The sequence below is a fragment of the Lentzea sp. NPDC092896 genome (genome assembly GCF_044754905.1).
GTDB lineage: Bacteria > Actinomycetota > Actinomycetes > Mycobacteriales > Pseudonocardiaceae > Lentzea.
Window position 1 is genome coordinate 715,241 of record NZ_JBIVPX010000002.1, and the last position, 23,241, is coordinate 738,481.

Genomic DNA, 23,241 nt, shown 5'->3' on the forward strand with positions numbered 1-23,241 from the left:
TGTTCCTGATCATCCGAAGGTGAAGGAGAAGGCCTGGACGCCGGGGCCGACGGTCGCGGTGAGCGAGCCGCCCTGGATCGTCGTCGTGGCGAGGAGCTGGTAGGAGTTGGGGGTGCCGTCGACCTGGACGGTCGTGGTCTGGCCGCCGTTCTGGACGGTGACGGTTCCCTTGCCGGACAACACCATCCGGACTTCCTTGGCGCGGTAGTTGAGCTTGATCTGCCCGGAGTCACCGGTGGGGGTGATGGACTGGGTGTCGAGTTTCCAGTCGCCGGCCAGCGCGAAGCTGTCGGTGCTCTGCTTGTCGGGGAACTGGAAGGCCTTCTCGCCGCTGGTGTACTCCTCGGTGCCGGCGAAGTTGACGCGTTTGGTCGAGCCGAGGTAGGTCTCAGGGGTGATGTCCCCGACGACGGGTGTGTCGTCCTGCAGTTCGGTGGCTGCCGGAAGTTTCGTCTCGGGGTTGGCGTCGGTGAGCAGTTGCCTGATCAGCTTTTCCGTCACCTGGTAGTCGCCTTCACCGAACTTGATGTGCCGCACGGTGCCCTGGGTGTCGATGAGGTAGTGCGCGGGCCAGTAGCGGTTGCGGTAGTTGGTCCAGGTGCCGAGGTTGTTGTCCAGGGCGACCGGGTAGGTGATGCCGAAGTTCTTCGCGGCGGCGGTGACGTTGCCGGGTTCTTTCTCGAAGGCGTATTCGGGGGAGTGGACGCCGATGACCTGCAGGCCGGCGTCGCGATAGGCCTTGTCCCAGGCGGCGACGTGCGGGATGGAGCGCTGGCAGTTGATGCAGGAGTAGGCCCAGAAGTCGAGCATGACGACCTTGCCCCGCAACGCGTTCAGTTCCAGCGGCTGGGAGTTGATCCACTGTTGGATGCCGGTGATGTCCGGCGCGGTGCCACAGCTCTCCAGCTCTGGTGCGCCGTCGGAGCACTTGTCGAGGTCCTTGTTCTGGTCGTTGACCAGTCCGCCGAGGTTGAGCGCCCGCTTGACCTGCTCGGAGTTGTTCACCTTGTCCTGCAAAGAGCTGGTGTAGTCCGGGATCACCCTCTGAAGCAGCTGAGGCAGGTTGAACACCAGCCCGAACGCCAGCGCGATCATGACAACGCCCGCGGTGATGCGGATACCGCGCTGACGCTTGCGGAACGACCGCACCCGCTCGGCGACCCGGCGCCCGGCGAGCGCGAAGATCAGCAGCGGGATCGCCGCACCGACGGCGAACGTGAGCGTCAGCACCACGGTCTCAGTGCCGATCCGGCCGGTGGAACCGGCGACGGTGATGGCGGCCAGTACAGGGCCCGCGCAGGGCACGTAGACGGCGCCGAGGGCGAGGCCGAGGGTGAAGCCGCCGCGGGTCGCGTCCGGGTTGCGTTGCGGGATCCAGCTGAACGGCTTTTCCAGCAGTTGTTCGAAGCGCGGCACGATGAGGCCGATGCCGATCAGGATGAGCACGACGATGCCGCCCCAGCGCAGGACGTCCTGCGGCAGGTTGAGCACGGTGAGCAGCAGCGACCCGAACAGGGTGACGAGGCTGAAGCTGACGACGAGTCCGGCGATGACGAGGTAGGGCCTGGTGCGGGAGGCCGGTTTGGTCGCCACGGCCACCGCGCCTGTGCCGGAGTCCGTCGCACGGGCGCTCTGGGTGCCGCCGGAGAAGAAGATGACGGGAAGGACGGGCAGGATGCACGGTGAGATACCGGTGACCAGGCCGCCGATCAGACCGATCAGTGCGAGGGTCGACATGTGGGGCCCTACTCGGGTTGACGGAACTGCGTGATGCCGCTGATTCGGCGCCGGCACGCGGCCGGATTGGCCACCGCTGCTGTCCACTGTGGATGATCGGGCTGTTTTGCCTGGTGGAGCGTGATTTCCGGATTGTTCGGTAACGGATCGATAACCACACCCATCCGTTCCCCCCGGGGTGGCGAATCACCGGCAACCGACCGAACACCCTTGGAGATGTCCTGTCATGAACAAGACCGTCCGCAACACCGTCCTGGCCGTCGGCGCCGCCTCGCTCGCCCTGTTCGGCGCGGCGTGCGGCTCGGGTGACATGGCCAGCAGTGGTACCTCGTCCAGTGCCGCGCCCACCTCGACCGCGACCTCGTCCGCCGCGATGGCCGACCCGGCCAAGGACCTCGTCGGCCCGGGCTGTGCCGACTACGCGAAGCAGGTTCCGTCCGGCGCGGGTTCCGTCTCGGGCATGGCCGCTGACCCGGTCGCCGTCGCCGCGTCGAACAACCCGCTGCTCAAGACGCTGGTCGACGCCGTGTCCGGCAAGCTCAACCCGAAGGTCAACCTGGTCTCGACGCTCAACGGCGCCGAGTTCACCGTGTTCGCGCCGGTCGACTCGGCGTTCGCGAAGATCGACGCCGCGACGATCGAGAAGCTCAAGACCGACGACGCGCTGCTGACCAAGATCCTGACCTACCACGTCGTCCCCGGCCAGATCTCGCCCGACAAGATCGTCGGCGACCAGAAGACCGTCGAGACCGGCACCGTGAAGGTCAGCGGTTCCAAGGACGCGCTGAAGGTCAACGACGCCAACGTGATCTGTGGTGGCGTGCACACCGCCAACGCCACCGTCTACCTCATCGACTCGGTCCTGCTGCCTGCGTAAGCAGTTCGGCAACACCACGAACTCCGGAAACAGCGATGCTGTTTCCGGAGTTCTTCACGTCCGCTCGTCGGGAGGTCTGATGTGGACGGACGTCGCGTCGGAGGACAGGAACAGCGAGTGGTTCTCCTGATCGCGGATGACGACGACGATCACGGCGTCGGGGTTGTACGGCCGCACGGCGCGCGTGATCAGGAAGGCGGCGAGGTCGTCCGGCACCGCGACGATGACCCGGTCGGCGGCGTCGATCGCGGCTTCGTCGAGCGCGCGTCTGTCCCGTCCGTCGCCGAGGATCGCGGTGGCGCCGTTGGCCATCGCCTCGACGACCGCGAACAGGTCGATGTCCAGCACGGTCAGCCGGGCGTCAGGCTGGGAGGCCAGCACCGAGTTCACGGCGCAGCGCCCGGTGTCGCCGTATCCGATGACGAGAATGTGATCGGTCACGACAGGACATTCGGTGCGCGGGTCGAACCGGATTGGCGTCCGGCTCAGTGAAGGTCGAGGGTGAGGACCGGTCCGCTCGTCGGACTCGGTGACCCGCCCAGCGGCTCGACCGTGAGGAGGGCCTCGCCGGCCCCCGCGATCCCGGTCACGAGCAACGACATCGCCGTGCCCGCCGGTCGCAGGGTTCCCGCTGATCGCGGGCCGTGGTCGTCCACCAGCCACAGTTGGTAGACACGGCCGCGCGGCACCGTGCGCAGGCCCTCCGCCAGGAACAGCAGCTCGTCGCGGGTGCGCGACATGGCCGCGGTGCCGGCGGACGTGGTGACGAGCCGCAGGTCCGGTGCCGCCAGGAGATCGCCGGTCCGGGTGTGCGGAGAGATGGCGACGGGGGCGATCCTCGACGCGGTCAACGCGCCGTGCACACCGGCCACCGCCGCGGCGGCCACACAGGCGGCCGAGATGAGCGCCGCCGCGTGCCGAAAGCCTTGCCGCCGCGAGAAAACAGTCCTGATCTCGGACTCCGGCGGAACTTGCCGCACCTGCCGGACCGCGCTCAGCAGCAGTGGCCGGAGGGCGCTCGGCACGACGTGCTCGACAGCGCTGCCCAGCCGGGCCGCGGTCTCGCTCAGCTCGGCCACCTCGTCCGCGCAGTTCGGGCACGCGCCCAGGTGTGCTTCGAACTCGACGCGCTCGGCGGCGGGGAGCGCGCCGAGCACGTGGGCACCGGTCAGCAGGTGCGGGTCGATCGCACGCGTTCTTCCCGGTTTCACGCCTCTGCTTCGAAGCCGTCCGATGAACGGATTGCTCGCGAAGATCAACCCAGGACCAGGTGGTCACTCCATCGGGTGGATCGGGCCGTCGCACCGATCCGATGTGGTGCCGCGGTGCGGATGTAGGACGCGCGGATCCGCCAGATGCGGTTCAGCCGGCTCGGGACGGCGCCACGCACGTCCCTGTGCGTCCGCAGACCGTGAAATCGGACGCACAGGGACGCGTCACCCCGCCTGCCTGCCGCCCTGACCCCGCAACCATTCCGCGACGTCCTCGAACTCGTTGCGCACGGCGGCGTCGAGCGGTGTGAAGCGCTCCCACGGCGGAAGCCAGTTCACGTCCGCGCCCAACGCCAGCAAGCGTTCCGCGCACTCCCGTCGACCACCGTGGCACGCGCCCCAGAACGCCGCGTTGACGTCTTCTTCCGCGGCACCGACCAGAAGGCGCTCAAGTCGATCGGACAACCCGAGCGTGGCGGCATCGGTCAACGTGACCGTCGCGCCGCGCTCCACGAGCCGGTGAGCCGCGTTCCACTGCGCGAACGCCCGTGCGTCGGCCAGGGGAGTGCCACCGCCGATCACCGCCCCGTCGGCGTCGATGTCCGCGCCGGCGTCGAGAAGCGCGTCGAGCACCACGACGTCATCGGCGCTCGCGGCCCAATGAAGTGGCGTCTCGTCGTGCGAACCCTGGAACCGCGCGTTGACGTCGGCGCCCGCGGCCACGAGCACCGCCACGGTCTCGGCACCGTGAGGGCATCGGGCGGGCCAGTCCGTCAGCACGTGCAACAGGGTCCGCGCGTTCCCGCCGTCATCGACGATCCGCGCGGTCGCCAGGTCGGCGTGGTCGGCCAGCAGTTGCCGCAACGTGGCCAGGTCGCCGCCGCGGACGGCGAGGACAACAGTCTGCGCGAGTGGATCGTCGTGTCGCATTCGTTCAGCCCTGCGTCCAGCGGACGACGTCCGCGAAGGTCGTGTTCCCGCCGCACACCACGACGCCCAGGCGCGCGTCCGGTCCGACCCGGTCGAGCACCGTGCGGGCCGCCGCCACGAGACACCCGGCAGCGGGCTCGGCCCACACCTTCTGCGTTTCCGCCAGCGTGATCGACCCCCGCACGGCGTCCGCGTCGGACACCACGAGGACGTCCTCGACCAGCGCGACGGCGTGGTCGTAGGTCAGCTGCGACACGTGCGGCGCCGAGAGGGTCGAGACGATCGACGTCGGCGCGATCTCGACGGGTCCGCCCGCGGCCAGCGCCCGGTGCATCGCGTCGGCACCCTCGACCTCGACACCCCACACCCGGACGCCGGGCACGAGCGCGTGGAACGCCGTCGCGACACCCGCGATGAACCCTCCGCCACCGATGCTCACCAGCACGTCGGTGACGTCCGGGGCGTCGGTCGCGAACTCCAGCCCCACGGTGCCCTGGCCGGCGACCACGATCGGGTCGTCGTAGGGGTGCACGAGCGTCGCGCCCGTCGTCACCAGGTCGTTGAGCAGCGCGAACGCCGCCGCCAGGCCGTCGGTGAGCCGAACGTCCGCGCCGGACGCCCGAGCGAGTTCGACGGAACGAGCGGGCGCGGAGGAAGGCATCACGACGGTCGCGGCCACGCCGAGTTCGTGCGCGGCGTCGGCCAGCGCGATCCCGTGGTTACCGCCGCTGACGCCGACCACGCCCGCCGCCCGTGCCTCGCTGGACAGCGAGAGGATCTTGGCGAACGCGCCGCGCGTCTTGAACGAACCGCCGCGCTGCAACAGTTCCAGCTTCACCGTCGTCGGAACGCCGAACAGCGCGGACAGGCCGGGGGAGCGCAGCGTCGGGGTGCGCAGCACGCGCCCGTCGAGCACCTCGGCCGCGGCCCGCACGTCTTCGATGGTCAGCAGATCCGCCATGCCGCCCACCCTAAGGGTCGTCAGGCGCTGAACCGGGAGATCTCCAGGCGGGCGACGTCGCGCACGTACCGGCTGGCCCGCCCGTCCCGCGGCGTGACGAGGGTCGGCCTGGTGAGCTGCCTGCCGTTGTACCGGGTGGCGAGCATCGCCGAGCACGCGCCGAACTCGGGGTCCACCTCCGCCCACGACAGCAGCACGCGGTAACCGTCGGCCGACGAGGCCACGACGACGAAGCTGAGCTTGTCCATCTTGCTGCCGCCGGACGTGCGCAGCGTGACCTTCGCGAGCACCTCGTGCAGCGGGACGCCCCGCACCTGGTGGACCTCGCGGACGCGGGTCGTCCGGTACTGGACGTTGACCGGCTCGCGGGCGTGCGCGTCGAGGTGGGACGTCTGGAAGATCCAGTCGTCGGTGATGTCTCCGGTGACCAGGACCTGGTCCTCGGACAGCGGCGTGCGCGGCGTTGGTATGCCTGCAAACGATGACGTCACACCCTCCACGGTACGACGAAGCAGCGATCCGCAGAAGCCTCTTCAGTCGAGGGATTGCATCCGTGAAAGCGGCATCTAAGATGTGTCAGTGCCGAATCTGCGGAAGAGCAAGTCCATCAGGGTCACCCTCGCGGTCGTCTCGGCCGCGCTGGTGCTCGCGGGGTGTGGGTCCGGCGGGCAGGCCGCCGCGCCCGCGTCGGGTTCGGAGGCGCCGAAGGTCACCGGTGACGTCACGGTGTTCGCGGCGGCGTCGCTGACGGAGACGTTCACCCAGCTGGGCAAGGACTTCGAGGCCGCCAACCCCGGCACGAAGGTCAAGTTCAACTTCGGCGGCAGCTCGGCGCTGGCCCAGCAGCTCAACCAGGGCGCTCCCGCCGACGTGTTCGCTTCGGCCGCCCCTGCGAACATGAAGCAGGTGACCGACACCAAGACGATCACGGACGCGCCGAAGACGTTCGTGAGGAACAAGCTCGCGATCGCGGTGCCGAAGGGCAACCCCGGCAAGATCGCCGGACTCGCGGACTTCGCGAACGCCGGGAAGAAGATCGCCCTCTGCGCGGAGCAGGTGCCGTGCGGCGCCGCGTCGAAGAAGGTCTTCGAGCTCGCCAAGATCACGCCCGCGCCGGACACCCTGGAACAGGACGTCAAGGCCGTGCTCACCAAGGTCTCGCTCGGCGAGGTCGACGGCGCGCTGGTCTACAAGACGGATGTGAAGGCCGCGGGCGACAAGGTCGAGGGCATCGACTTCACCGAGTCGGCGCAGGCGGTCAACGACTACCCGATCGCCTCGCTGGCGAAGGCGCCCCACGCCGCCGCGGCCAAGGCGTTCGTGGACTTCGTGCTGTCCGACAAGGGGCGCACGGTGCTGAGCGCGGCGGGCTTCGACAGCCCGTGACGCGCGACCGGGTGCGGGGACGGCTGCCCGTCGTCCTCGTCCTGCCCGCGGTGCTGGGGCTCGCGTTCCTGCTGGTGCCGCTCGCCGGGCTGCTGATCAAGACACCGTGGACCTCGCTGTCCACGCTGCTCAGCGCCGAGGTCGGGGAGGCGCTGCGGCTGTCGCTGATCTGCGCCTCGCTGGCGACGGTGCTGTGCCTGTTCCTCGGCATCCCGCTCGCCTGGCTGCTGGCGCGCTCCGGCCTGCCGGGACGCGGGTTCCTGCGCGCGCTCGTCACCGTGCCGCTCGTGCTGCCGCCGGTGGTCGGCGGTGTCGCGTTGCTGCTCGTGCTCGGCCGCCGCGGACTGATCGGGGAGCACCTCGACGCGTGGTTCGGCATCTCGTTGCCGTTCACTACGGCCGGAGTCGTCGTCGCCGAGGCGTTCGTGGCGATGCCGTTCCTGGTGATCTCGGTCGAGGGCGCGCTGCGGGCCGCCGATCCGCGCTACGAGGAGGCCGCGGCGACCCTGGGCGCCTCGAAGTGGCTGACGTTCCGGCGGGTGACGTTGCCGTCGGTGCTGCCGGGCGTGGTGGCGGGCGCGGTGTTGTGCTGGGCGCGGGCGCTGGGGGAGTTCGGAGCGACGATCACGTTCGCGGGCAACTTCCCCGGCGAGACGACGACCATGCCGCTGGCGGTCTACCTCGCCCTGGAAACGGATCCGGACGCGGCCATCGTGCTGAGCATCGTGCTGCTGCTGGTGTCCGTCGGAGTGCTGGCCGGTCTGCGCGACCGGTGGATCAGCGGGCCGACGTGACCCTGAACGCGGAGCTGCGCGTCACACGTGGCACCTTCTCCCTCGACCTCGACGTGACCATCGCGCCGGGCGAGGTCGTCGCGCTGCTCGGCCCGAACGGCGCGGGCAAGTCCACCGCGCTGCGTGCTCTCGCCGGGTTGCTTCCGTTGGACTCCGGGCACATCACGGTCGGCGAGTCCACTTGGGACGGCGAGGACTTCGTGCCTGCCGAGAAACGACCGATCGGCGTGGTGTTCCAGGACTACCTGCTCTTCGCGCACATGTCCGCGCTGGAGAACGTCGCTTTTGGACTCAGAGCCCGTGGCACTCGCCGGGCCGAAGCACGGGCCGAGGCGGCGCGCTGGCTCGATCGGGTCGGGCTGAACGGCCACGCGCAGGCGAAACCCCGTTCCCTGTCGGGAGGCCAAGCTCAACGGGTCGCGCTGGCCAGGGCGTTGGCGACCGGCCCCAGCCTGCTGCTGCTCGACGAACCACTCGCCGCGCTGGACGCGAGCACCCGCCTGCAGGTCCGTTCGGAACTGGGCCGGCACCTCGCCGACTTCGGCGGCCACACGCTGCTGGTGACGCACGATCCGCTGGACGCCATGGTGCTCGCGGACCGGTTGGTGATCCTGGAAGGCGGCCGTGCCGTGCAGTCCGGCCCGCCCGCCGAGGTGGCCCGCCAACCGCGCACCGACTACGTCGCCAACCTCGTCGGCCTGAACTTCTACCGCGGCAAGGCGTCGAGCACCGACGTCGACCTGGACGGAGGTGGCCGGCTCACGATTCCCATGCCTGTCAACGGTCCGGTGCACGTCGTGTTCCCGCCCAACGCCGTGAGCCTGCACGCTCAGAAGCCGGAGGGCAGTCCGCGCAACGTCTGGCCGGTCACGGTCGCCGCGATCGAACAGCACGCGCACACGACCCGGGTCCGCCTGGACGGCGCGCCGAACGTGCTCGCGGACATCACCACGGCCACGCTCGCCGACCTGCGGCTGCGTCCCGGCGACGAGTTGTGGGCGGCGGTGAAGGCGACCGAGACCCACGTCTATCCGGTGTGATAGCCGGCGGCTATCAGGCGATAGGAACGTTCGCTTGGACAGCGCGCCGATCCCGGGAGGAAGGTCGAGGCACCACAACGACTTCCGAACGGGAGACCTGCAATGGCGAAGGTCCTGTGCGTGCTCTACGACGACCCGGTCACCGGCTACCCCCAGACCTACGCGCGGAACGACCTGCCGCACCTCGACGGCTATCCGGGTGGTCAGACGCTGCCGACGCCGTCCGCCGTCGATTTCACGCCGGGCCACCTGCTCGGCAGCGTGTCCGGTGAGCTGGGGCTGCGCCAGTTCCTGGAGAGCCAGGGGCACACCCTCGTCGTCACGTCCGACAAGGAAGGCCCCGACTCGGCGTTCGATCGCGAGCTCGTGGACGCGGACGTCGTGATCTCGCAACCGTTCTGGCCCGCCTACCTCACGAAGGAGCGGCTCGCCCGTGCGCCGAAGCTGAAGCTGGCGCTGACGGCGGGCATCGGGTCGGACCACGTCGACCTGGACGCGGCGATCGAGCACGGTGTCACGGTGGCGGAGGTGACGTACTGCAACAGCATCAGCGTCGCCGAGCACGTGGTGATGTCGATCCTGAACCTGGTGCGCAACTTCGTTCCCTCGCACCAGATCGTGCTGGACGGCGGCTGGAACATCGCCGACGCCGTGGCCCGCTCCTACGACGTCGAAGGCATGCACGTCGGCACGGTCGCGGCCGGACGCATCGGTCTGGCGGTGCTGAAGAGGCTGGCGCCGTTCGACATGCACCTGCACTACACCGACCGGCACCGCCTGCCCGAGAACGTCGAGCGCGAGTACAACCTGACGTTCCACGAGTCGGCGGCGGCCATGGTGCCGCACTGCGACGTCGTGACGATCAACGCGCCGCTGCACCCGGAGACCGAGGGCCTGTTCGACGACGACCTGATCGCGACGATGAAGCGCGGCGCCTACCTGATCAACACCGCCCGAGCCCGCATCGCCGACCGCGACGCCGTCGTGCGCGCCCTGGAAAGCGGTCAGCTCGCCGGATACGCCGGCGACGTGTGGTTCCCGCAGCCCGCGCCCGCCGACCACCCGTGGCGCACCATGCCGCACCACGGCATGACGCCGCACATCTCCGGCAGTTCGCTGTCCGCGCAGGCCCGGTACGCGGCCGGCACCAGGGAGATCCTGGAGTCGTTCTTCGCGGGCACGCCGATCCGCGACGAGTACCTGATCGTCGAGGCCGGCAAGCTCGCGGGCACGGGCGCGCACTCGTACTCCACGAACAGCTGACCACCAGCCTCATGAACGCGAAAAGTGAGGCAGGGCAGGCGGTTCTGGCGGCGAAGGCCCGGCTCGGGCTGACCTGGTCCGCGATCGCGGAGGCGCTCGACCGGCCACTGGTGTGGACGACCTCGGCGTTGCTGGGGCAGCACCCGGTGCCGGCCGAGGTCGCGGGGATTGCGGGTGAGCTGCTGGAACTGACGGACGAGCAGGTCCAGGCATTGACGTCGCAGCCGAGCCGGGGTGCGCTGGAGACCGCGGTGCCGGTCGATCCCACGATCTACCGGTTCTACGAGGTCCTGCAGGTCTACGGGCCGACGATCAAGGAACTGATCCACGAGCAGTTCGGCGACGGGATCATGAGCGCCATCAACTTCCGGATGAACGTCGAACGCGTCGCCGACCCGGCCGGCGACCGGGTGGTGGTCACCCTCGACGGGAAGTTCCTGCCCTACCAGTGGTGACGCGCGAACACCCGGTTCGGTGATTGCCGCAGGACGGCGGCCGGACGTTCGATGAGGGCATGAGCGAACTGACGCTGGACCCCAGTACGACCGCCGTGGTCCTGATCGAGTACCAGAACGACTTCACCAGCGAGGGCGGCGTGCTGCACGGCGCGGTGTCCGAGGTGATGGACAAGACGGGGATGCTCGACAAGACCATCGCGGTCGTCTCGGCGGCCCGCGCCGCCGGTGCGACGATCATGCACGCGCCCATCACGTTCGCGCAGGGCTACCACGAGATCTCCGCGCACCCGTACGGGATTCTCAAGGGAGTCGTGGACGGCAACGCGTTCGTCAAGGACAGCTGGGGCGCCGCGATCACCGACGAGCTCGCGCCGCAGGCCGGGGACATCGTGGTGGAGGGCAAGCGCGGGCTGGACACGTTCGCCAGCACCAACCTCGACTTCATCCTGCGCAGCAAGGGCATCACGACGATCGTGCTCGGCGGGTTCCTCACCAACTGCTGCGTCGAGTCGACCATGCGCACCGGCTACGAGAACGGCTACCGCGTCATCACGCTGACCGACTGCGTGGCGGCCACGTCGGTCGCCGAGCACGACAACGCGATCACGTTCGACTACCCGATGTTCTCGCTCCCGGTCAGCTCCGACCAGGTCATCGCCGCGCTGGCCTGACCGGCGCCGGGTGAGGACCCGGTAACCGGACGGACATCCGCTTCAGGCACCGTGTGTGCATGCGTGTTCTGCAGGCGGATGTCCGTGAGGTGACATGGGAACGTGCGCGTGAGCTCGCGCACCAGGCGCCCGTCCCGCTGACGCCACGCCTGGTGAGCCTCGCCGAGGCCGCCGGACTGACCCTGGCCGCGGACCTGTGCGCCCGCACGCCGTTGCCCGCTTTCGACACCTCGGCGATGGACGGCTACGCGGTGGGCGGGCCCGGACCGTGGCAGCTGGTGGGACGTGTTCGCGCAGGTGAGCGCGGCGCCGACCTCCGTTCCGGAGAAGCGGTGGAGATCTCGACCGGCGCCCAGGTCCCGGTGGGTGCGACCGCCGTGCTGCCGGTCGAGGACGCCACCGTCGAGGGCTCGGCGGTCCACGGTCTCGCGGGCGGGCACATCCGCCGGACGGGCGAGGACTGCGTCGCCGGAGCCGTGCTCGCGGCGGCGGGAACCCGCGCCGGACCCGCGCTGCTCGGACTGGCCGCGACCGGCGGCCACGACGAACTGCTGGTCCGCCCGCGTCCGCACGTGCACGTGCTGGTCACCGGCAGCGAACTGGTGCACTACGGCACCAGTGGCGACGGCCGGGTGCGGGACGCGCTCGGCCCGATGCTGCCGTCGCTGATCACCTCGCTCGGCGCCGACCTCGCCGGCTTCGCGCACGTGCCGGACGAACCGGGCCTGCTCGCCGAAGTGCTCGCGGGCGTGACGGCGGACGTGGTCGTCGTGACCGGCTCCACCTCGGTCGGCACCACGGACCAGCTGCGCGGCCTCGTCGACGCGTCCGGCCGCTGGGTCGTGGACACCGTGGCGTGCAAGCCGGGACACCCGCAGCTCGTGGCGGAACTGGGCGGGCGGTGGCTCGTCGGGCTGCCCGGCAACCCGTTCGCCGCGCTCGTCGCCGCTCACACGGTGCTGGACTCGGTGCTGCGCGGCCTGACCGGTGCGCCGCTGCCGGTCCTCCCGCTCGTACCGGTCACGGGTGACGTGCGCGCGCCGGCCCAGGGCGTGCGGATCGTGCCGGTCACCTGGGACGGCCAGGTGCTCGCCGGTCACCGGGCCGCGTTCCTCGGGGGAGCGGCGGGCGGTGCCGCCCTGGCGATCCTCCCGGCCGGGTGGCGGTCCGGTGATCCCGCGCCGTTGCTAGGGCTGTAGCCGCTGCGGCGACCATCCGACGTCGGTGCGGGTGTAGCGCAGCCGTCGGTGCAGGCGGCTCGGTTTTCCTTGCCAGAACTCGATTTCCTCTGGGACGAGCCGGTAGCCGGTCCAGGTGTCCGGCCGCGTCAACGGATCGCCGCTCTCGACCAGGCGCCGCGCCCGTTCGTGCAGGGCGGCCTCGTCGTTCATGGGCGCGCTCTGCTCCGACGCGATCACTGCGGCCTGAGCGGCACGCGGCCGGTCGGCGAACAGCGCGTCGGACACCTCGGCGGGCAGGCGCTCGACCGAGCCGGTGACGCTGATCTGCTGCAAGGTCTCCCGCCAGTGGAACGTCGCCGCCGCACAGGGGTTTGCCGCGAGATCGCGTCCCTTGCGGCCGGCGCCTGACCCGGCGAAGACCAGCCCGCCGTCCGCGATCTCCTTGAACAGCACGACCCTGCTGGACGGACGGCCGCGGTCGTCGGCGGTGGCGAGCACCATGGCGAACGGTTCCCGCACCTCGCGCCGGACCGCCAGGTCGAACCACTCGCCCAGCAGGGCGATCGGGTCGGCGGGCGGCGCGTCGAACTCGGGCAGGACCAGCGTGTCGTCGCCGCTCAATGTCGCGCTCATGCTCCAACGCCAGCCAAAGCCGATCATGTGCCGGAAGCAACACGATCACGCCGTGCCGAGCCAGGCCATCTGTGGTCAAGTGATGCCGGGAACGGCCGTGAGAGGGGCTCTGGATGACGGACACAACACCGCGGGGGTGGGTGCCGGTCGAGCACCGGTTCCTCGGACTGGATCGGCGGACGTTCGCACCTGCCCTGAGCGTCCTGGTGATCGCGCTGCTGCTCCTCTACGGCCTGCCCGCCCTGAACGCGGCCATCCCGTGGCACAACGAGATCCGCGCCGGTGACGTGCTGGACCTCGGTGACGGCGCGACCGCCGTGCCGCCGGTGGGCTGGCAGCTGGAGAGCGGCACCCTGACCGGTGCCGGCTCGGCGTCGCCGTCCAGCCTTCAGGTGCAGCTGGCGGCGGGTGGCGCGACGATCTCCCTGCGGGGCACGTCGTTCACCGGGACCGCGGACGCGTTCCTCGACCAGGTCCAGCGGTCGGAGGGCAGCCCACCGGGGGTGGACGGGTCGCGCGGCACGGTGACGACTGCGAGTGGGCTGGTCGGCGTCGCGCAGGGCAGCAGCTCGCCGAACGGGGACGCGCTCGACGTCGCGTTCAAGATGGCCGCCGCATCCGGTGAGGCCGAGGCGGCGCCGGCGCTGCTGGTCAGGGTTCGCACGGCGCCGGGTCAGTTCGAGCGTCTGCAGGACACCGTGGCCACGTTCCTGCGCGGCATCACCCCTGGAGCGTCCCGATGACCACGACATCCGAAGCGAAGACCGCGCAGCTCGCCGCGATCGAGCAGTCGGGCTGGGGGGAGCCGTTCCGGTTCGTCCAGCCGCGCAACCTCGCGTTCTGGGTCTACCTGGTGGGAGTCGGCGGGGGTGCGCTGGCGGTGCTGCGCTACTTCGGTCCCGGCGCCCACTTCTACAGCCCGGCCCTGACCGGCGGTGTGGTGTTGTTCGGCCTGTACCTGGTGCCGTGGCTGCTGCTCCTTCGCCACCAGAACCGCTACACCGCGCAACCCGCCGCCCTCCTCGCGACGGCGTTCGTGTGGGGTGGGCTCGCGGCGCCGTTCTGGATCGCGCTGCCGGCGAACAACGCGCTGCTGGAGATCTGGACGAAGGTCGGGGGCACGGCCTTCGCCGCCGACTGGTCCGCCGGCCTCACCGCGCCGATCAACGAGGAGTTCGGCAAGGCGCTGGGGCTGGTCCTGCTGATCGGCCTCGCCCCGCGGCTGGTGCGCGGCGCCTACGACGGCTTCATCATCGGCGCGTTCATCGGCCTGGGCTTCCAGGTCTTCGAGGACGTGCTCTACGTCTACAACGGCGCGGCGCAGACGTTCGGCGCCGACCAGATCGCCTCCTCGTTCCAGATGTTCCTGATCCGCGGTGCGGCCGGCATCGTGTCGCACGCGTTGTTCAGCGCCATCTTCTGCGCCGGTCTGATGTGGGTCCTCGGCCGCACACCGGGCGAGCGCAACGTGCCGCGCGGCGTCCTGACCATGCTCACCGCCATGGTGTTCCACTTCGCGTGGGACGACATGGGCGGCCTGAGCGGCGGCAACGCGCTTCTCGCGGTCCTGCTCCCGTTCGTGATCGCGATCGTCGAGCTGCTCACCCTGTTCTACGTCGCGCGGCACGCGGCCAGGCAGGAGCGGATCTGGGTTCGCCAGTTGCTGCAGCCGGAGTCGGATGCGGGCGTCATCGATCCCGCGCTGCTCGCGGCGGTCAGTGGCGCCGGGAAGGATCGCAAGGCGTTCCGGAAGCTGGTGCACAGCCGGAGCAGGGCGCGGCACCTGCTGGACGCGGCGGCCGACCTCGCCCGCGACCTCGCCCACGCGCGGGGGAGCGAGACGAACGAGGTCGTCCACGCCCGCGCCGAACTGCTCCGCCTGCGCGCCGGACACTAGAACCCTTCGATGGGCCCTCTCACCATCCGATGGGAGGGCTTACCGTGGACGGCGTGACGACCACGGCGGAGGTTGTGAGCCAGGCGGACGACCGGATCCGACGCCTGGAGTCCCAGTTGGTCCGCGAGTTCCACGACGTGCCACCGAGCATCGTGCACGAGTGGATCGAACGGGCGCGGGCGCGGTTCGGCGGTGCCCGGCTGCAGGACTACGTGCCGTTGTTCGTGGCCCGTGAGGTGCGAGCCTCCGCACGGGCGTTCCCGACGCAGGAGACGCCGGGGACGTTCCTGTCGAGCTGGGCGCGGAACACGGCACGCCGCCTGCTCGCCGCGGAGCTGCCACGCCGTTGGGCGCACACGGCCGGTGTGGCGCGTCGTGCCGAACACGTGGCACGGGTGCTGCCCGAGGAGGAACGCGAGCTGCTCGTGGCGGCGGCGTGGGTGCACGACATCGGCTACGCGGCCGAGCTGACCGACACGGGTCTGCACTCGCTCGACGGGGCGCGCTACCTGCGCCGGGCCGGCGTCTCGGACCGGATCTGCGGCCTGGTGGCGCACCACTCCGGCGCGGCCGCGGTCGCCGGGCTGGTCGGGCTCGCCGACGGCCTGGGCGAGTTCCCGGACAACCGCGGCCGGCTCCGCGACGCGCTCTGGTACTGCGACATGAGCACCGGTCCGGACGGCCAGCCGACGACGGTGCACGGCAGGCTGGCCGAGATCCGGCAGCGCAGGGGCCCCGACGACCCGGTGGTCCGGGCGCTCGCGATCAACGGCGACGAACGTCTGGCGGCGGTCCGGCGCACGCATCGGCTGCTCCGCCGGGCGTGACGCACGCGTCATGGGCATTTACTTGAAGATTGAACTATCTTGTACGGCATGAAGAAGATCGGTTTTCTGTCGTTCGGGCACTGGACGGACAGCCCGCACTCGCAGACGAGGTCGGCGGCGGACACGTTGCTGCAGTCGATCGACCTCGCGGTGGCCGCGGAGGAGCTCGGCGCGGACGGCGCCTATTTCCGCGTGCACCACTTCGCACGGCAGCTCGCCTCGCCGTTCCCGCTGCTCGCCGCGATCGGCGCGAAGACCGACCGCATCGAGATCGGCACCGGCGTGATCGACATGCGCTACGAGAACCCGATGTACATGGTCGAGGACGCCGGCTCGGCCGACCTCATCGCCGGCGGAAGGCTCCAGCTCGGCATCTCCCGGGGATCGCCCGAGCAGGTCGTCGACGGGTGGCGGCACTTCGGCTACCAGCCCGCCGAGGGCCAGACCGACGCCGACATGGCCCGCATGCACACCGAGCTGTTCCTGAAGGTGCTGGAAGGCAGCGGTTTCGCGGAGCCCGCGCCCCGCCCGATGTTCCCGAACCCGCCCGGTCTGCTGCGCGTCGAACCGCACGCGCCGGGCCTGCGCGACCGGATCTGGTGGGGCGCAGGCTCCAACGGCACCGCCGTGTGGGCGGCGAAGCAGGGCATGAACCTGATGAGCTCGACGCTGAAGTTCGACGAGGGCGGCGCGCCGTTCCACGTCCAGCAGGCCGATCAGATCAGGGCGTTCCGCAAGGCGTGGACCGAGGCCGGCCACCAGCACGAGCCGCGGGTCTCGGTGTCGCGCAGCATCTTCGCGCTCACCACGGACCTCGACCGCGCGTACTTCGGCGCCGACGGCAGGAGCACCGACTCCATCGGCTTCATCGACGGGCCGAACAAGGCGATCTTCGGCCGGTCCTACGCCGCCGAGCCGGACGTGCTGGTCGAGGAGCTCGCGGGGGACGAGGCGATCGCGGAGGCCGACACGCTCCTGCTGACCGTGCCCAACCAGCTCGGCGTCGAGTTCAACGTGCACGTGCTGGAGAACATCCTCACGCACGTGGCGCCGGCGCTCGGCTGGCGTTGATCGAAGCAGGTCACCGTCGGCGGTCGCGCACGTAGACCGCCGACTGCTTGCCCTCGCGCGGCCCGCGGCGGTCGACCTCGAACAGCGTGGTCGCGGTGATCAGGTCGCTGAGCTTCGAGTAGCCGTAGGTGCGGGAGTCGAACTCGGGGCGCTGCTTGGTGATGATGCTGCCGACGGCGGAGAGCGTCGCCCACCCGTCGTCGTCCGACGCCGCCTCGACGGCGTTGCGCAGCAGCTTGACCAGGGTGGTGTCGCCCTTGAGCTGGGCGGCGGAGGTCGTCGACTTCGGCAGCAACGGGGTCTCGGCCGGGGTAGCGGCCTCGGGGTAGGCGAGGTTCTCGACGTAGATGAACTTGTCGCAGGCCGCGACGAACGGCTTCGGCGTCTTGCGTTCGCCGAAGCCGTAGACGGTGAGGCCGGACTCGCGCAGCCGGGCGGCGAGGCGGGTGAAGTCCGAGTCGCTGGAGACGATGCAGAAGCCGTCGAAGCGGTCGGAGTAGAGCAGGTCCATCGCGTCGATGACCATCGCCGCGTCGGTCGCGTTCTTGCCGGTGGTGTACGCGAACTGCTGGATGGGCTGGATCGACTGGGCCAGCAGGTGGTCCTTCCAGCCCTTCAGGCTCGTGCCGGTCCAGTCGCCGTACGCGCGCTTGACGTGCGCGGTCCCGTACTTGGCGATCTCGGCCAGCAGCGCCTCGGTGATCGAGGGCTGGGCGTTGTCCGCGTCGATGAGCACCGCGAGTTTCACGGCGCTCTCATTGGCAGTGGCCACGCTTTTGGTCCGCCTTCGTTCTCAGGTGTTCAGCAGCCGGCTCAGCCACGTCAGCGAGTCCGTGATCTGGTGCGGGGACAGGCCGCGCCGTCGTTGTTCCTGGTAGAGCTCGGGGGCCAGCGGCGCGAGCAGCACCTCGACCAGGCCGTTCGGGTCCGGCACGGCGGCCTCGGTCAGGAGCGCCAGCACGTGCAGCCGCCAGAAACCATAGGCGCCGGTGCGGAAGCGGGCGTCGCCGGTCTCCGCTCCGAGCGCGAGGTGCAGGTGTCGTTCGAGCAGACCCGTCATGGCCGTGTAGAACGCCGCGAGCCGTTCGGCCGGTGGTGCGCCGGGGCCCAGCGGCGGGGGACCACCCATCAGTTGTTCCTGCAGCACGCGTTCGTGCTCGTCCAGCAGGGCCGCGGCGACGGAGGCCGGGTCCGGGTAGCGCCGGTACAGGGTGGCGCGGCCGACGCCGGCGGCGCGCGCGATCTCGTCCATCGTGACCTGGCGGGCGTCCTTGGTCGCGAACAGCTCCTCGGCGGCGGCCAGCACGCGCGCCCGGTTGCGCGCGGCGTCGGCGCGTTCCCTGGCCGGTGGCTGCCCGATGACCATGAACGGATCGTACGCGATCACCGAACAAGTGGACAGAGCGTCCACTTCGTGCCTACCCTGGCTTAGCGGACACTGTGTCCACTTGTTTGGGGGTTGTTGTCGTGTACTTCGCGTTATTGGGGTCAGCGCTGCTCGCCGGGTGTCTGCTCGCCGTGCAGGCGTCGGCGAACCTGCAGCTGACCAAAGCGGTCGGCACGCCGTACGGGGCGTCGACGCTGCAACTGGGCCTCGCCGCGGCCGTGCTCGCCGTGCTCGCGGTGGCGACCGGCACGATCGGCGCGGTGGCGCTGGTGCCCGACGTCGAGCCGTGGCACCTGCTGGGCGGACTGGCCAGTCCGCTCTACATCACCAGCGGCATCCTGCTGTTCCCGCGGCTGGGCGCGCTCGCCGCCGTCGGGCTCTTCGTGACGGGTCAGATGTTCGCGTCGGTGGTGCTGGACCTGTTCGGACTGTTCGGCCTGCACCAGAAACCGCTCTCCGCGGGCATCGTGATCGGCGCGGTGGCCGTGCTCGCGGGGATCACCGTGATCGCCCGGCCGAAGACCAGGCACGTGGGCTGGATCGGACTCGGCGTCGTGGCGGGTGCCGTGCTCCCGGTGCAGGGGGCGATCAACGCCCGGCTGCGCGCCGACCTGCACGCGCCGATCGCTGTCGCCCTGATCAGCTTCGCCGTGGCGACGCTCGCCATCGCGGTGGTGCTGCTGTTCAACCGCACACCGTCGCCGGCCCTGGCGCCCCTCAGGGACATGCCGTGGTGGGGCTGGCTCGGCGGCGGGTGCGCGGCGGCCTACGTCACCGCGACGTTCCTGCTCATCCCGGAGATCGGCGCCGCGACCACCGTGGTGCTCACCGTCACCGGGCAGCAGCTCGCCTCGGCGTTGATCGACCACCGCGGGCTGTTCCGGATGCCGCGCAGGCCGTTCACGTCCGGTCGCGTGACAGGGCTTTCACTGCTCGTCGCCGGCTCGTTGCTCGTCCAGTTCGGCTGAGGTCAGCAGCTGGTCATGTAGTAGTAGCAGTGGACCTTGGCGACGATCGTGTGATCGATGTCCCGCACGGTGATGCGGACGTTGGTGATCCCGCCCGCGACGTTCGTCGTCAGCGTGAACGGCTTGTAGCCGACCGTCCGGCCGCCGAGGCCTCGCTGGTCCAGCTCCTTCCAGGTACCGGAGTCGACCAGCGTTCCAGCGGTACCGGGGAACAGTGCGGTGAGGGCCTTGACGGACGGCTCGCGGGTTTTCTGCAATCCGCAGGTCAGGCCAGGTTCCTGTGGGGCAGGACGCCGTACGTTTCGGTTGTGACACCGTCTCGACACGATCGTCCAAAGCAACACGAACGCCCGGTGCCCGCATTACGGTGGTGATGGGAAAAGCCGTGAGAGAGGCGGAACCGGGCGTGACGTCCTGGGTCGAAGTGATCAACTATGTTCGGCTGCGGTACGAGGTGCTGGAGGAGTCCGACGCCTGGCTGCGCTTCCGGCTCGCCACGGACGGCGAGCGGACGCAGCAGGTCTCCGTGCACCACCTGCCGGACCTCGACGGCACGGCGTGGGTGGAGATCTCCTCGCCGGTCGGTCGTGCCGCCGACCTCGACCTGAACCGGTTCCTCGAACTGGCGGGCGAGCCGCAGGTCGGTGGAGCTGCCGTGGTGGACGGACTCGCGTTGCTCAAGCACGTGGTGCCGCTGGAGGACCTGAGCGTCCGCGAGGAGTTCGAACGCCCGCTCGCGCTGCTGGTCGGCCGTGCGGACGCGATGGAACACCAGCTGACGAGCGGCGACCAGTTCTGACGTGATGGCGGAGGCCGCGGCCTGGGCCGGGCAGCGGGTGGCGATGGTCCGCGACGACCCCGCCGGCCGGCTGGCGTTGATGGAACGCTGCTACTACGGCCCGTTCGGCCAGGCGCCCCAGCACCTGCCGTTCCGGCGGGCGGCGCGGTCGTTCATGCGCTGGCAACTGGGGCGTGGCGTGCTGCAACCGGCGTTCCACGCGCGGCCGGGCAGTCCGTGGTGGCGTGCGGTGAACGAACGCATCCTGCGCGACGGGTGTGAGGCGGTCGGTCTGAGCGGTGGGCTGGGTGGCCCGCCGTCGTCGCACTCGGCCGCCCAGTGGCTGGCGTTCGCGCTCAACCCCACCGCGGAGGCCTGGTACCGCGCGCACAACGGGAGCGTGGTCGCGGCCTACCTGGAGCACCGCGGGCTCGCGGAGGCCGAGAGCGAGCCCGAGCGGTTCTTCATGAACGTCATCCTGTGCCGGGTGCTCTACACGCACGCCCTGGTGGCAGCGCCGCGGATGTCATTGGGCTGGTTGCGCGCGCTCGCGCCGTTGCTCGGCGACCCCAGGCTGGGCATGACGGGGATCTTCCTGCAGCTCTCCCGCGTGCTCCCGGAGGAGTACCCGCTGCGCGACGACGTCCGGTACTACCTCGCCCAGGAACACGGGTTCGCGCGGCTCGTCGACTTCGGCATGATCGTGCCGAGGATGCAGCGGCTCTACGAGTGGTCGGCGCGCGAACTCGCGGAGCCCGGGCTGCTCGACTGCGTTCGCGACGGCGCCCTGACCTACGCGTGGCCGTTCGAGGACCGGCACGTCTGGGATCCGCCCAGATCGCTCGTGCTGCCCGTGATCCACCGAATGCTCCCGCCCCGTTAGTCAGCCGAATCGCAATTTTCCCGGCGGAGCTTGACTGCCGGGTCAGCGTTGCCCAATCGTGTGCGGCGTGACTGGACTGGAGCAGCGTTCTGCCGACGTCGTGATCGTCGGTGCCGGCTACGCGGGGCTGGCCGCCGCGTCCCGGCTCACGGCCGCCGGACTCACCGTCGTCGTGCTGGAGGCCGCTGATCGTGTGGGCGGCCGGGTGTTCAGCGAGGTGTTGTCGTCCGGGGTGCGCGTGGACCACGGTGGACAGTGGATCGGCCCGTCGCAGAAGCGTTTTCACGAGCTCGCGGCCAAGTTCGGCTGCGCGACGTTCCCGACGTGGGAGACCGGCGAGCACGTCGAGATCTGGCACGACGACACCCGCTCCGACTACTCCGGCGCCGTGCCGAGGTCCGGTCCCGGCATCGACGACTACCACCGCGTCGTCAAGTCGCTCGACGATCTCGCGCTGACCGTCGACCTGCAACGGCCGTGGCTCACACCGCGGTTCGCCGAGCTCGACGCGTTGTCCGCAGAGGAGTTCTTCGGTACGCAGACCAGCGACGAGGACGCGTTGCGCAGACTGGCTCTCACCGTGCAGGGCGTGTGGTGCTGCGAGCCGCGGGAGATCTCGTTCTTCCACGTGTTGTTCTACGTCGCTTCGGCCGGCGGGTTCGGGCAGCTGATGGACACCGCAGGAAGCGCGCAGGAGTCCCGTTTCTCCGATGGCGCGGACGCGCTCGCGCTGGCGTTGGCCAAGTCGATGCCCGGTGTCGTGCGGCTGGACGAGCCGGTGCGGGAGATCCGGCACGTTCCGGACGGCGTCGAAGCGGTGACCGGCAAGGGAGTGGTCCGCGCACGGCGTGCGATCGTCACCGTGCCGCCGGCGGCGTTGGGGCGGATCTCCTTCGAACCCGCACTCCCGCAGGCGCGTCGCGGCTGGACCGGGCACACGCCGATGGGACGGGTCGCGAAGATCCACGCGGTGTACGAGGAACCGTTCTGGCGCAAGAAGGACCGCTCCGGCATCGCGACCCTCTACAGCCGCAACCCGGTGGGCGTCGTGTTCGACAACTCGCCCGAGGACGCGTCACGGGGCGTACTCGTCGCGTTCGTCTACGGCGACCGAGTGGACCGCTGGGCCGCCGCGCCCGACACCGTCCGGCGTGCCGACGTCCTCTCGGCGCTGGCCGAGGTCGCCGGACCGCGAGCGCGCATGCCCATCGACTACGCCGAGATGGCCTGGTCCGAGGACGGCTGGACCATCGGCGGCTACGCGTGCTTCGTGTATCCCGGTGGCTGGACCGAATACGGTGAGCACGGCTGGCGTGCCCCTACCGGCAACGTGCACTGGGCCGGCACCGAGACCGCGTCGGTCTGGAACGGCTACGTCGACGGCGCGATCACCTCCGGCGAGCGGGCCGCCGATGAGGTGATGACGGCGTTGAAGAATCCCAGATGACCGGCTTGTCCTCGCGCGTGCGGACGGCGCTGCGGGCGGTCACGCTGTCGCAGCGCGAACTGGCCGTGCGCATCGGGATGGACCCGACGGCGTTGTCCAAGGCCCTGCGCGGCACGAGGCGGCTGCGCGACGAGGAGATCGCGGCCATCGCCCAGGCCTGTTCCGTGACGGTCGCCTACCTGACGCGGGGCGTCGGCCCGGAACCCGTTGTCGCCGATGGTGTCCGCGAGCGCGCGGAGGCCGTGACGGCGCAGCAGCGCCGCGACCAGATCCTCGCCGCCGCCACCGTGTTGATCGCCCGGCGCGGCTACCACAACGTGCGCGTGTCCGACATCGCGCGCCACTGCGGCACCAGCAGCGCGACCGTGCACTACCACTTCCCGACCAAGGAAGCGGTCCTGCACGCCGCGATGGAGCACTACGCCCGGAGCTTCCGCGCCCGCGTGGAACGGGAGTTCGGCCAGGCGACCTCGGCGCGCGACAAGCTCCGCCGCCTGGTCGAGGTGCAGCTCCCGCTCGCCACCGACGACGTGGACGAGTGGTCGGTGTGGGTCCAGTTCTGGAGCCAGGCGATGCTCGAACCGCGCCTGCGCCCGGTCCAGCGACTGGTCTACGCGGACTGGCGCCGCATCGTCGTGGACCTGCTGGGGGAGTGCCGCGAGGACGGCCTGTGCGGTGGCGCCGACGTCGAGGCCCTCGCCGATCGCTTCATCGCGATGGCCGACGGGCTGGCGGTCCAGATCCTCGCGTCGTCGACCGAGATGCGGTCGGACCGCATGCGCGACCTGCTGCTGCGGGCGTTCGAGCCGGATCTCGTCCTCTGCGGCTGAGATCTGACGTG

At 70.2% G+C, this 23,241-nt stretch carries 27 protein-coding genes; 17 read left to right on the top strand and 10 right to left on the bottom strand.

Annotation, left to right across the window (positions count from 1 at the left end; all coding sequences use genetic code 11):
* Nucleotides 1-9: 9 nt before the first annotated feature.
* Nucleotides 10-1,737, bottom strand: a complete 1,728-nt coding sequence (locus ACIQF0_RS14510; RefSeq protein ID WP_401029312.1) for a cytochrome c biogenesis protein DipZ — start codon at nt 1,735-1,737, stop codon at nt 10-12.
* 226 nt (nt 1,738-1,963) lie between these two features.
* On the opposite strand from ACIQF0_RS14510, the gene ACIQF0_RS14515 reads away from it, so the two are divergent.
* A complete protein-coding gene (locus tag ACIQF0_RS14515; RefSeq protein ID WP_401029314.1) occupies nt 1,964-2,614 on the top strand; it encodes a fasciclin domain-containing protein in 651 nt (216 codons plus the stop codon).
* Nucleotides 2,615-2,668: 54 nt separating this feature from the next.
* Here the strand turns inward: ACIQF0_RS14515 and ACIQF0_RS14520 are convergent, their stop codons facing one another.
* The 5 genes from ACIQF0_RS14520 to ACIQF0_RS14540 all read right to left on the bottom strand — a co-directional run bounded on the left by ACIQF0_RS14520 (nt 2,669) and on the right by ACIQF0_RS14540 (nt 6,207).
* Nucleotides 2,669-3,055, bottom strand: coding sequence for an NAD(P)-binding protein (locus tag ACIQF0_RS14520; protein WP_401029317.1), 387 nt, complete (start codon nt 3,053-3,055; stop codon nt 2,669-2,671).
* A 44-nt stretch (nt 3,056-3,099) separates the two neighbouring features.
* Nucleotides 3,100-3,825: an anti-sigma factor domain-containing protein gene (locus ACIQF0_RS14525; protein ID WP_401029320.1), complete on the bottom strand. Its 726-nt coding sequence runs from the start codon at nt 3,823-3,825 to the stop codon at nt 3,100-3,102.
* A gap of 225 nt (nt 3,826-4,050) precedes the next feature.
* On the bottom strand, nt 4,051-4,755 hold the full coding sequence (locus ACIQF0_RS14530) for an ankyrin repeat domain-containing protein (RefSeq protein ID WP_401029322.1): 705 nt from the start codon (nt 4,753-4,755) through the stop codon (nt 4,051-4,053).
* Between the two features lie 4 nt (nt 4,756-4,759).
* On the bottom strand, nt 4,760-5,716 hold the full coding sequence (locus ACIQF0_RS14535; RefSeq protein ID WP_401029325.1) for a threonine/serine dehydratase: 957 nt from the start codon (nt 5,714-5,716) through the stop codon (nt 4,760-4,762).
* Between the two features lie 20 nt (nt 5,717-5,736).
* Nucleotides 5,737-6,207: a molybdopterin-binding protein gene (locus tag ACIQF0_RS14540; protein WP_360038766.1), complete on the bottom strand. Its 471-nt coding sequence runs from the start codon at nt 6,205-6,207 to the stop codon at nt 5,737-5,739.
* 88 nt (nt 6,208-6,295) lie between these two features.
* On the opposite strand from ACIQF0_RS14540, the gene modA reads away from it, so the two are divergent.
* From modA to ACIQF0_RS14575, 7 genes are all read left to right on the top strand, one after another.
* Nucleotides 6,296-7,102, top strand: coding sequence for a molybdate ABC transporter substrate-binding protein (modA, locus tag ACIQF0_RS14545; protein ID WP_401029328.1), 807 nt, complete (start codon nt 6,296-6,298; stop codon nt 7,100-7,102).
* Nucleotides 7,099-7,896: a molybdate ABC transporter permease subunit gene (gene modB, locus ACIQF0_RS14550; protein ID WP_401029330.1), complete on the top strand. Its 798-nt coding sequence runs from the start codon at nt 7,099-7,101 to the stop codon at nt 7,894-7,896. Before modA ends, modB begins: the two co-directional genes overlap by 4 nt.
* A complete protein-coding gene (locus ACIQF0_RS14555) occupies nt 7,893-8,936 on the top strand; it encodes an ABC transporter ATP-binding protein (protein WP_360038760.1) in 1,044 nt (347 codons plus the stop codon). Before modB ends, ACIQF0_RS14555 begins: the two co-directional genes overlap by 4 nt.
* A 102-nt stretch (nt 8,937-9,038) precedes the next feature.
* Nucleotides 9,039-10,199 carry an NAD-dependent formate dehydrogenase gene (locus ACIQF0_RS14560; RefSeq protein ID WP_401029334.1) on the top strand — a complete coding sequence of 387 codons (1,161 nt, stop codon included), beginning with the start codon at nt 9,039-9,041 and terminating at the stop codon, nt 10,197-10,199.
* A gap of 11 nt (nt 10,200-10,210) precedes the next feature.
* Nucleotides 10,211-10,654 (top strand): cyanase, encoded by a 444-nt coding sequence (gene cynS / locus ACIQF0_RS14565; RefSeq protein WP_401029337.1) that lies wholly within the window; start codon nt 10,211-10,213, stop codon nt 10,652-10,654.
* A 59-nt stretch (nt 10,655-10,713) separates the two neighbouring features.
* Nucleotides 10,714-11,328: a cysteine hydrolase gene (locus tag ACIQF0_RS14570; RefSeq protein WP_401029340.1), complete on the top strand. Its 615-nt coding sequence runs from the start codon at nt 10,714-10,716 to the stop codon at nt 11,326-11,328.
* A gap of 59 nt (nt 11,329-11,387) precedes the next feature.
* Complete coding sequence (locus ACIQF0_RS14575; RefSeq protein ID WP_401029343.1) at nt 11,388-12,527, top strand: molybdopterin molybdotransferase MoeA; 1,140 nt, start codon at nt 11,388-11,390, stop codon at nt 12,525-12,527.
* Here ACIQF0_RS14575 and phzG read toward each other — a convergent pair.
* Complete coding sequence (phzG, locus tag ACIQF0_RS14580) at nt 12,516-13,142, bottom strand: phenazine biosynthesis FMN-dependent oxidase PhzG (protein WP_401029346.1); 627 nt, start codon at nt 13,140-13,142, stop codon at nt 12,516-12,518. The two genes, ACIQF0_RS14575 and phzG, sit on opposite strands and share 12 nt — an antisense overlap.
* 113 nt (nt 13,143-13,255) lie before the next feature.
* On the opposite strand from phzG, the gene ACIQF0_RS14585 reads away from it, so the two are divergent.
* Genes ACIQF0_RS14585 through ACIQF0_RS14600 form a run of 4 tightly spaced genes read left to right on the top strand, consistent with a single transcriptional unit; the run spans nt 13,256 to nt 16,937 of the window.
* Complete coding sequence (locus ACIQF0_RS14585) at nt 13,256-13,885, top strand: hypothetical protein (protein ID WP_401029349.1); 630 nt, start codon at nt 13,256-13,258, stop codon at nt 13,883-13,885.
* Nucleotides 13,882-15,039: a PrsW family intramembrane metalloprotease gene (locus tag ACIQF0_RS14590; protein WP_401029352.1), complete on the top strand. Its 1,158-nt coding sequence runs from the start codon at nt 13,882-13,884 to the stop codon at nt 15,037-15,039. The genes ACIQF0_RS14585 and ACIQF0_RS14590 overlap by 4 nt, the downstream gene beginning before the upstream one ends.
* 53 nt (nt 15,040-15,092) lie before the next feature.
* Entirely contained in the window at nt 15,093-15,866 is a 774-nt protein-coding gene (locus tag ACIQF0_RS14595) for an HD domain-containing protein (protein ID WP_401029355.1), read from the top strand.
* A 48-nt stretch (nt 15,867-15,914) separates the two neighbouring features.
* Nucleotides 15,915-16,937 (top strand): LLM class flavin-dependent oxidoreductase, encoded by a 1,023-nt coding sequence (locus ACIQF0_RS14600; RefSeq protein ID WP_401029358.1) that lies wholly within the window; start codon nt 15,915-15,917, stop codon nt 16,935-16,937.
* Nucleotides 16,938-16,947: 10 nt separating this feature from the next.
* Here ACIQF0_RS14600 and ACIQF0_RS14605 read toward each other — a convergent pair whose 3' ends face one another.
* Together ACIQF0_RS14605 and ACIQF0_RS14610 are read right to left on the bottom strand one after the other, a co-directional pair.
* Nucleotides 16,948-17,709, bottom strand: a complete 762-nt coding sequence (locus ACIQF0_RS14605; protein ID WP_093589054.1) for an NYN domain-containing protein — start codon at nt 17,707-17,709, stop codon at nt 16,948-16,950.
* 21 nt (nt 17,710-17,730) lie between these two features.
* Nucleotides 17,731-18,303 carry a TetR/AcrR family transcriptional regulator gene (locus ACIQF0_RS14610; RefSeq protein WP_401029965.1) on the bottom strand — a complete coding sequence of 191 codons (573 nt, stop codon included), beginning with the start codon at nt 18,301-18,303 and terminating at the stop codon, nt 17,731-17,733.
* Nucleotides 18,304-18,404: 101 nt separating this feature from the next.
* Here ACIQF0_RS14610 and ACIQF0_RS14615 point away from each other — a divergent pair, with 101 nt between their 5' ends.
* Complete coding sequence (locus ACIQF0_RS14615; protein WP_401029362.1) at nt 18,405-19,292, top strand: DMT family transporter; 888 nt, start codon at nt 18,405-18,407, stop codon at nt 19,290-19,292.
* 2 nt (nt 19,293-19,294) lie between these two features.
* Here the strand turns inward: ACIQF0_RS14615 and ACIQF0_RS14620 are convergent, their stop codons facing one another.
* Entirely contained in the window at nt 19,295-19,549 is a 255-nt protein-coding gene (locus tag ACIQF0_RS14620) for a hypothetical protein (protein WP_401029365.1), read from the bottom strand.
* 149 nt (nt 19,550-19,698) lie between these two features.
* Between ACIQF0_RS14620 and ACIQF0_RS14625 the strand changes: the two genes are divergently transcribed.
* The 4 genes from ACIQF0_RS14625 (at nt 19,699) to ACIQF0_RS14640 (ending at nt 23,230) form a co-directional block, all read left to right on the top strand.
* The gene (locus tag ACIQF0_RS14625; RefSeq protein ID WP_360038809.1) at nt 19,699-20,091 is read left to right on the top strand and encodes a hypothetical protein; all 393 of its coding nucleotides are present in this window, start codon (nt 19,699-19,701) and stop codon (nt 20,089-20,091) included.
* A gap of 4 nt (nt 20,092-20,095) precedes the next feature.
* Nucleotides 20,096-20,953 carry a hypothetical protein gene (locus tag ACIQF0_RS14630; RefSeq protein WP_401029368.1) on the top strand — a complete coding sequence of 286 codons (858 nt, stop codon included), beginning with the start codon at nt 20,096-20,098 and terminating at the stop codon, nt 20,951-20,953.
* A gap of 67 nt (nt 20,954-21,020) precedes the next feature.
* Nucleotides 21,021-22,400 (top strand): flavin monoamine oxidase family protein, encoded by a 1,380-nt coding sequence (locus ACIQF0_RS14635; RefSeq protein ID WP_401029371.1) that lies wholly within the window; start codon nt 21,021-21,023, stop codon nt 22,398-22,400.
* The gene (locus ACIQF0_RS14640; protein WP_401029374.1) at nt 22,397-23,230 is read left to right on the top strand and encodes a TetR family transcriptional regulator C-terminal domain-containing protein; all 834 of its coding nucleotides are present in this window, start codon (nt 22,397-22,399) and stop codon (nt 23,228-23,230) included. The genes ACIQF0_RS14635 and ACIQF0_RS14640 overlap by 4 nt, the downstream gene beginning before the upstream one ends.
* Nucleotides 23,231-23,241: the final 11 nt, after the last annotated feature.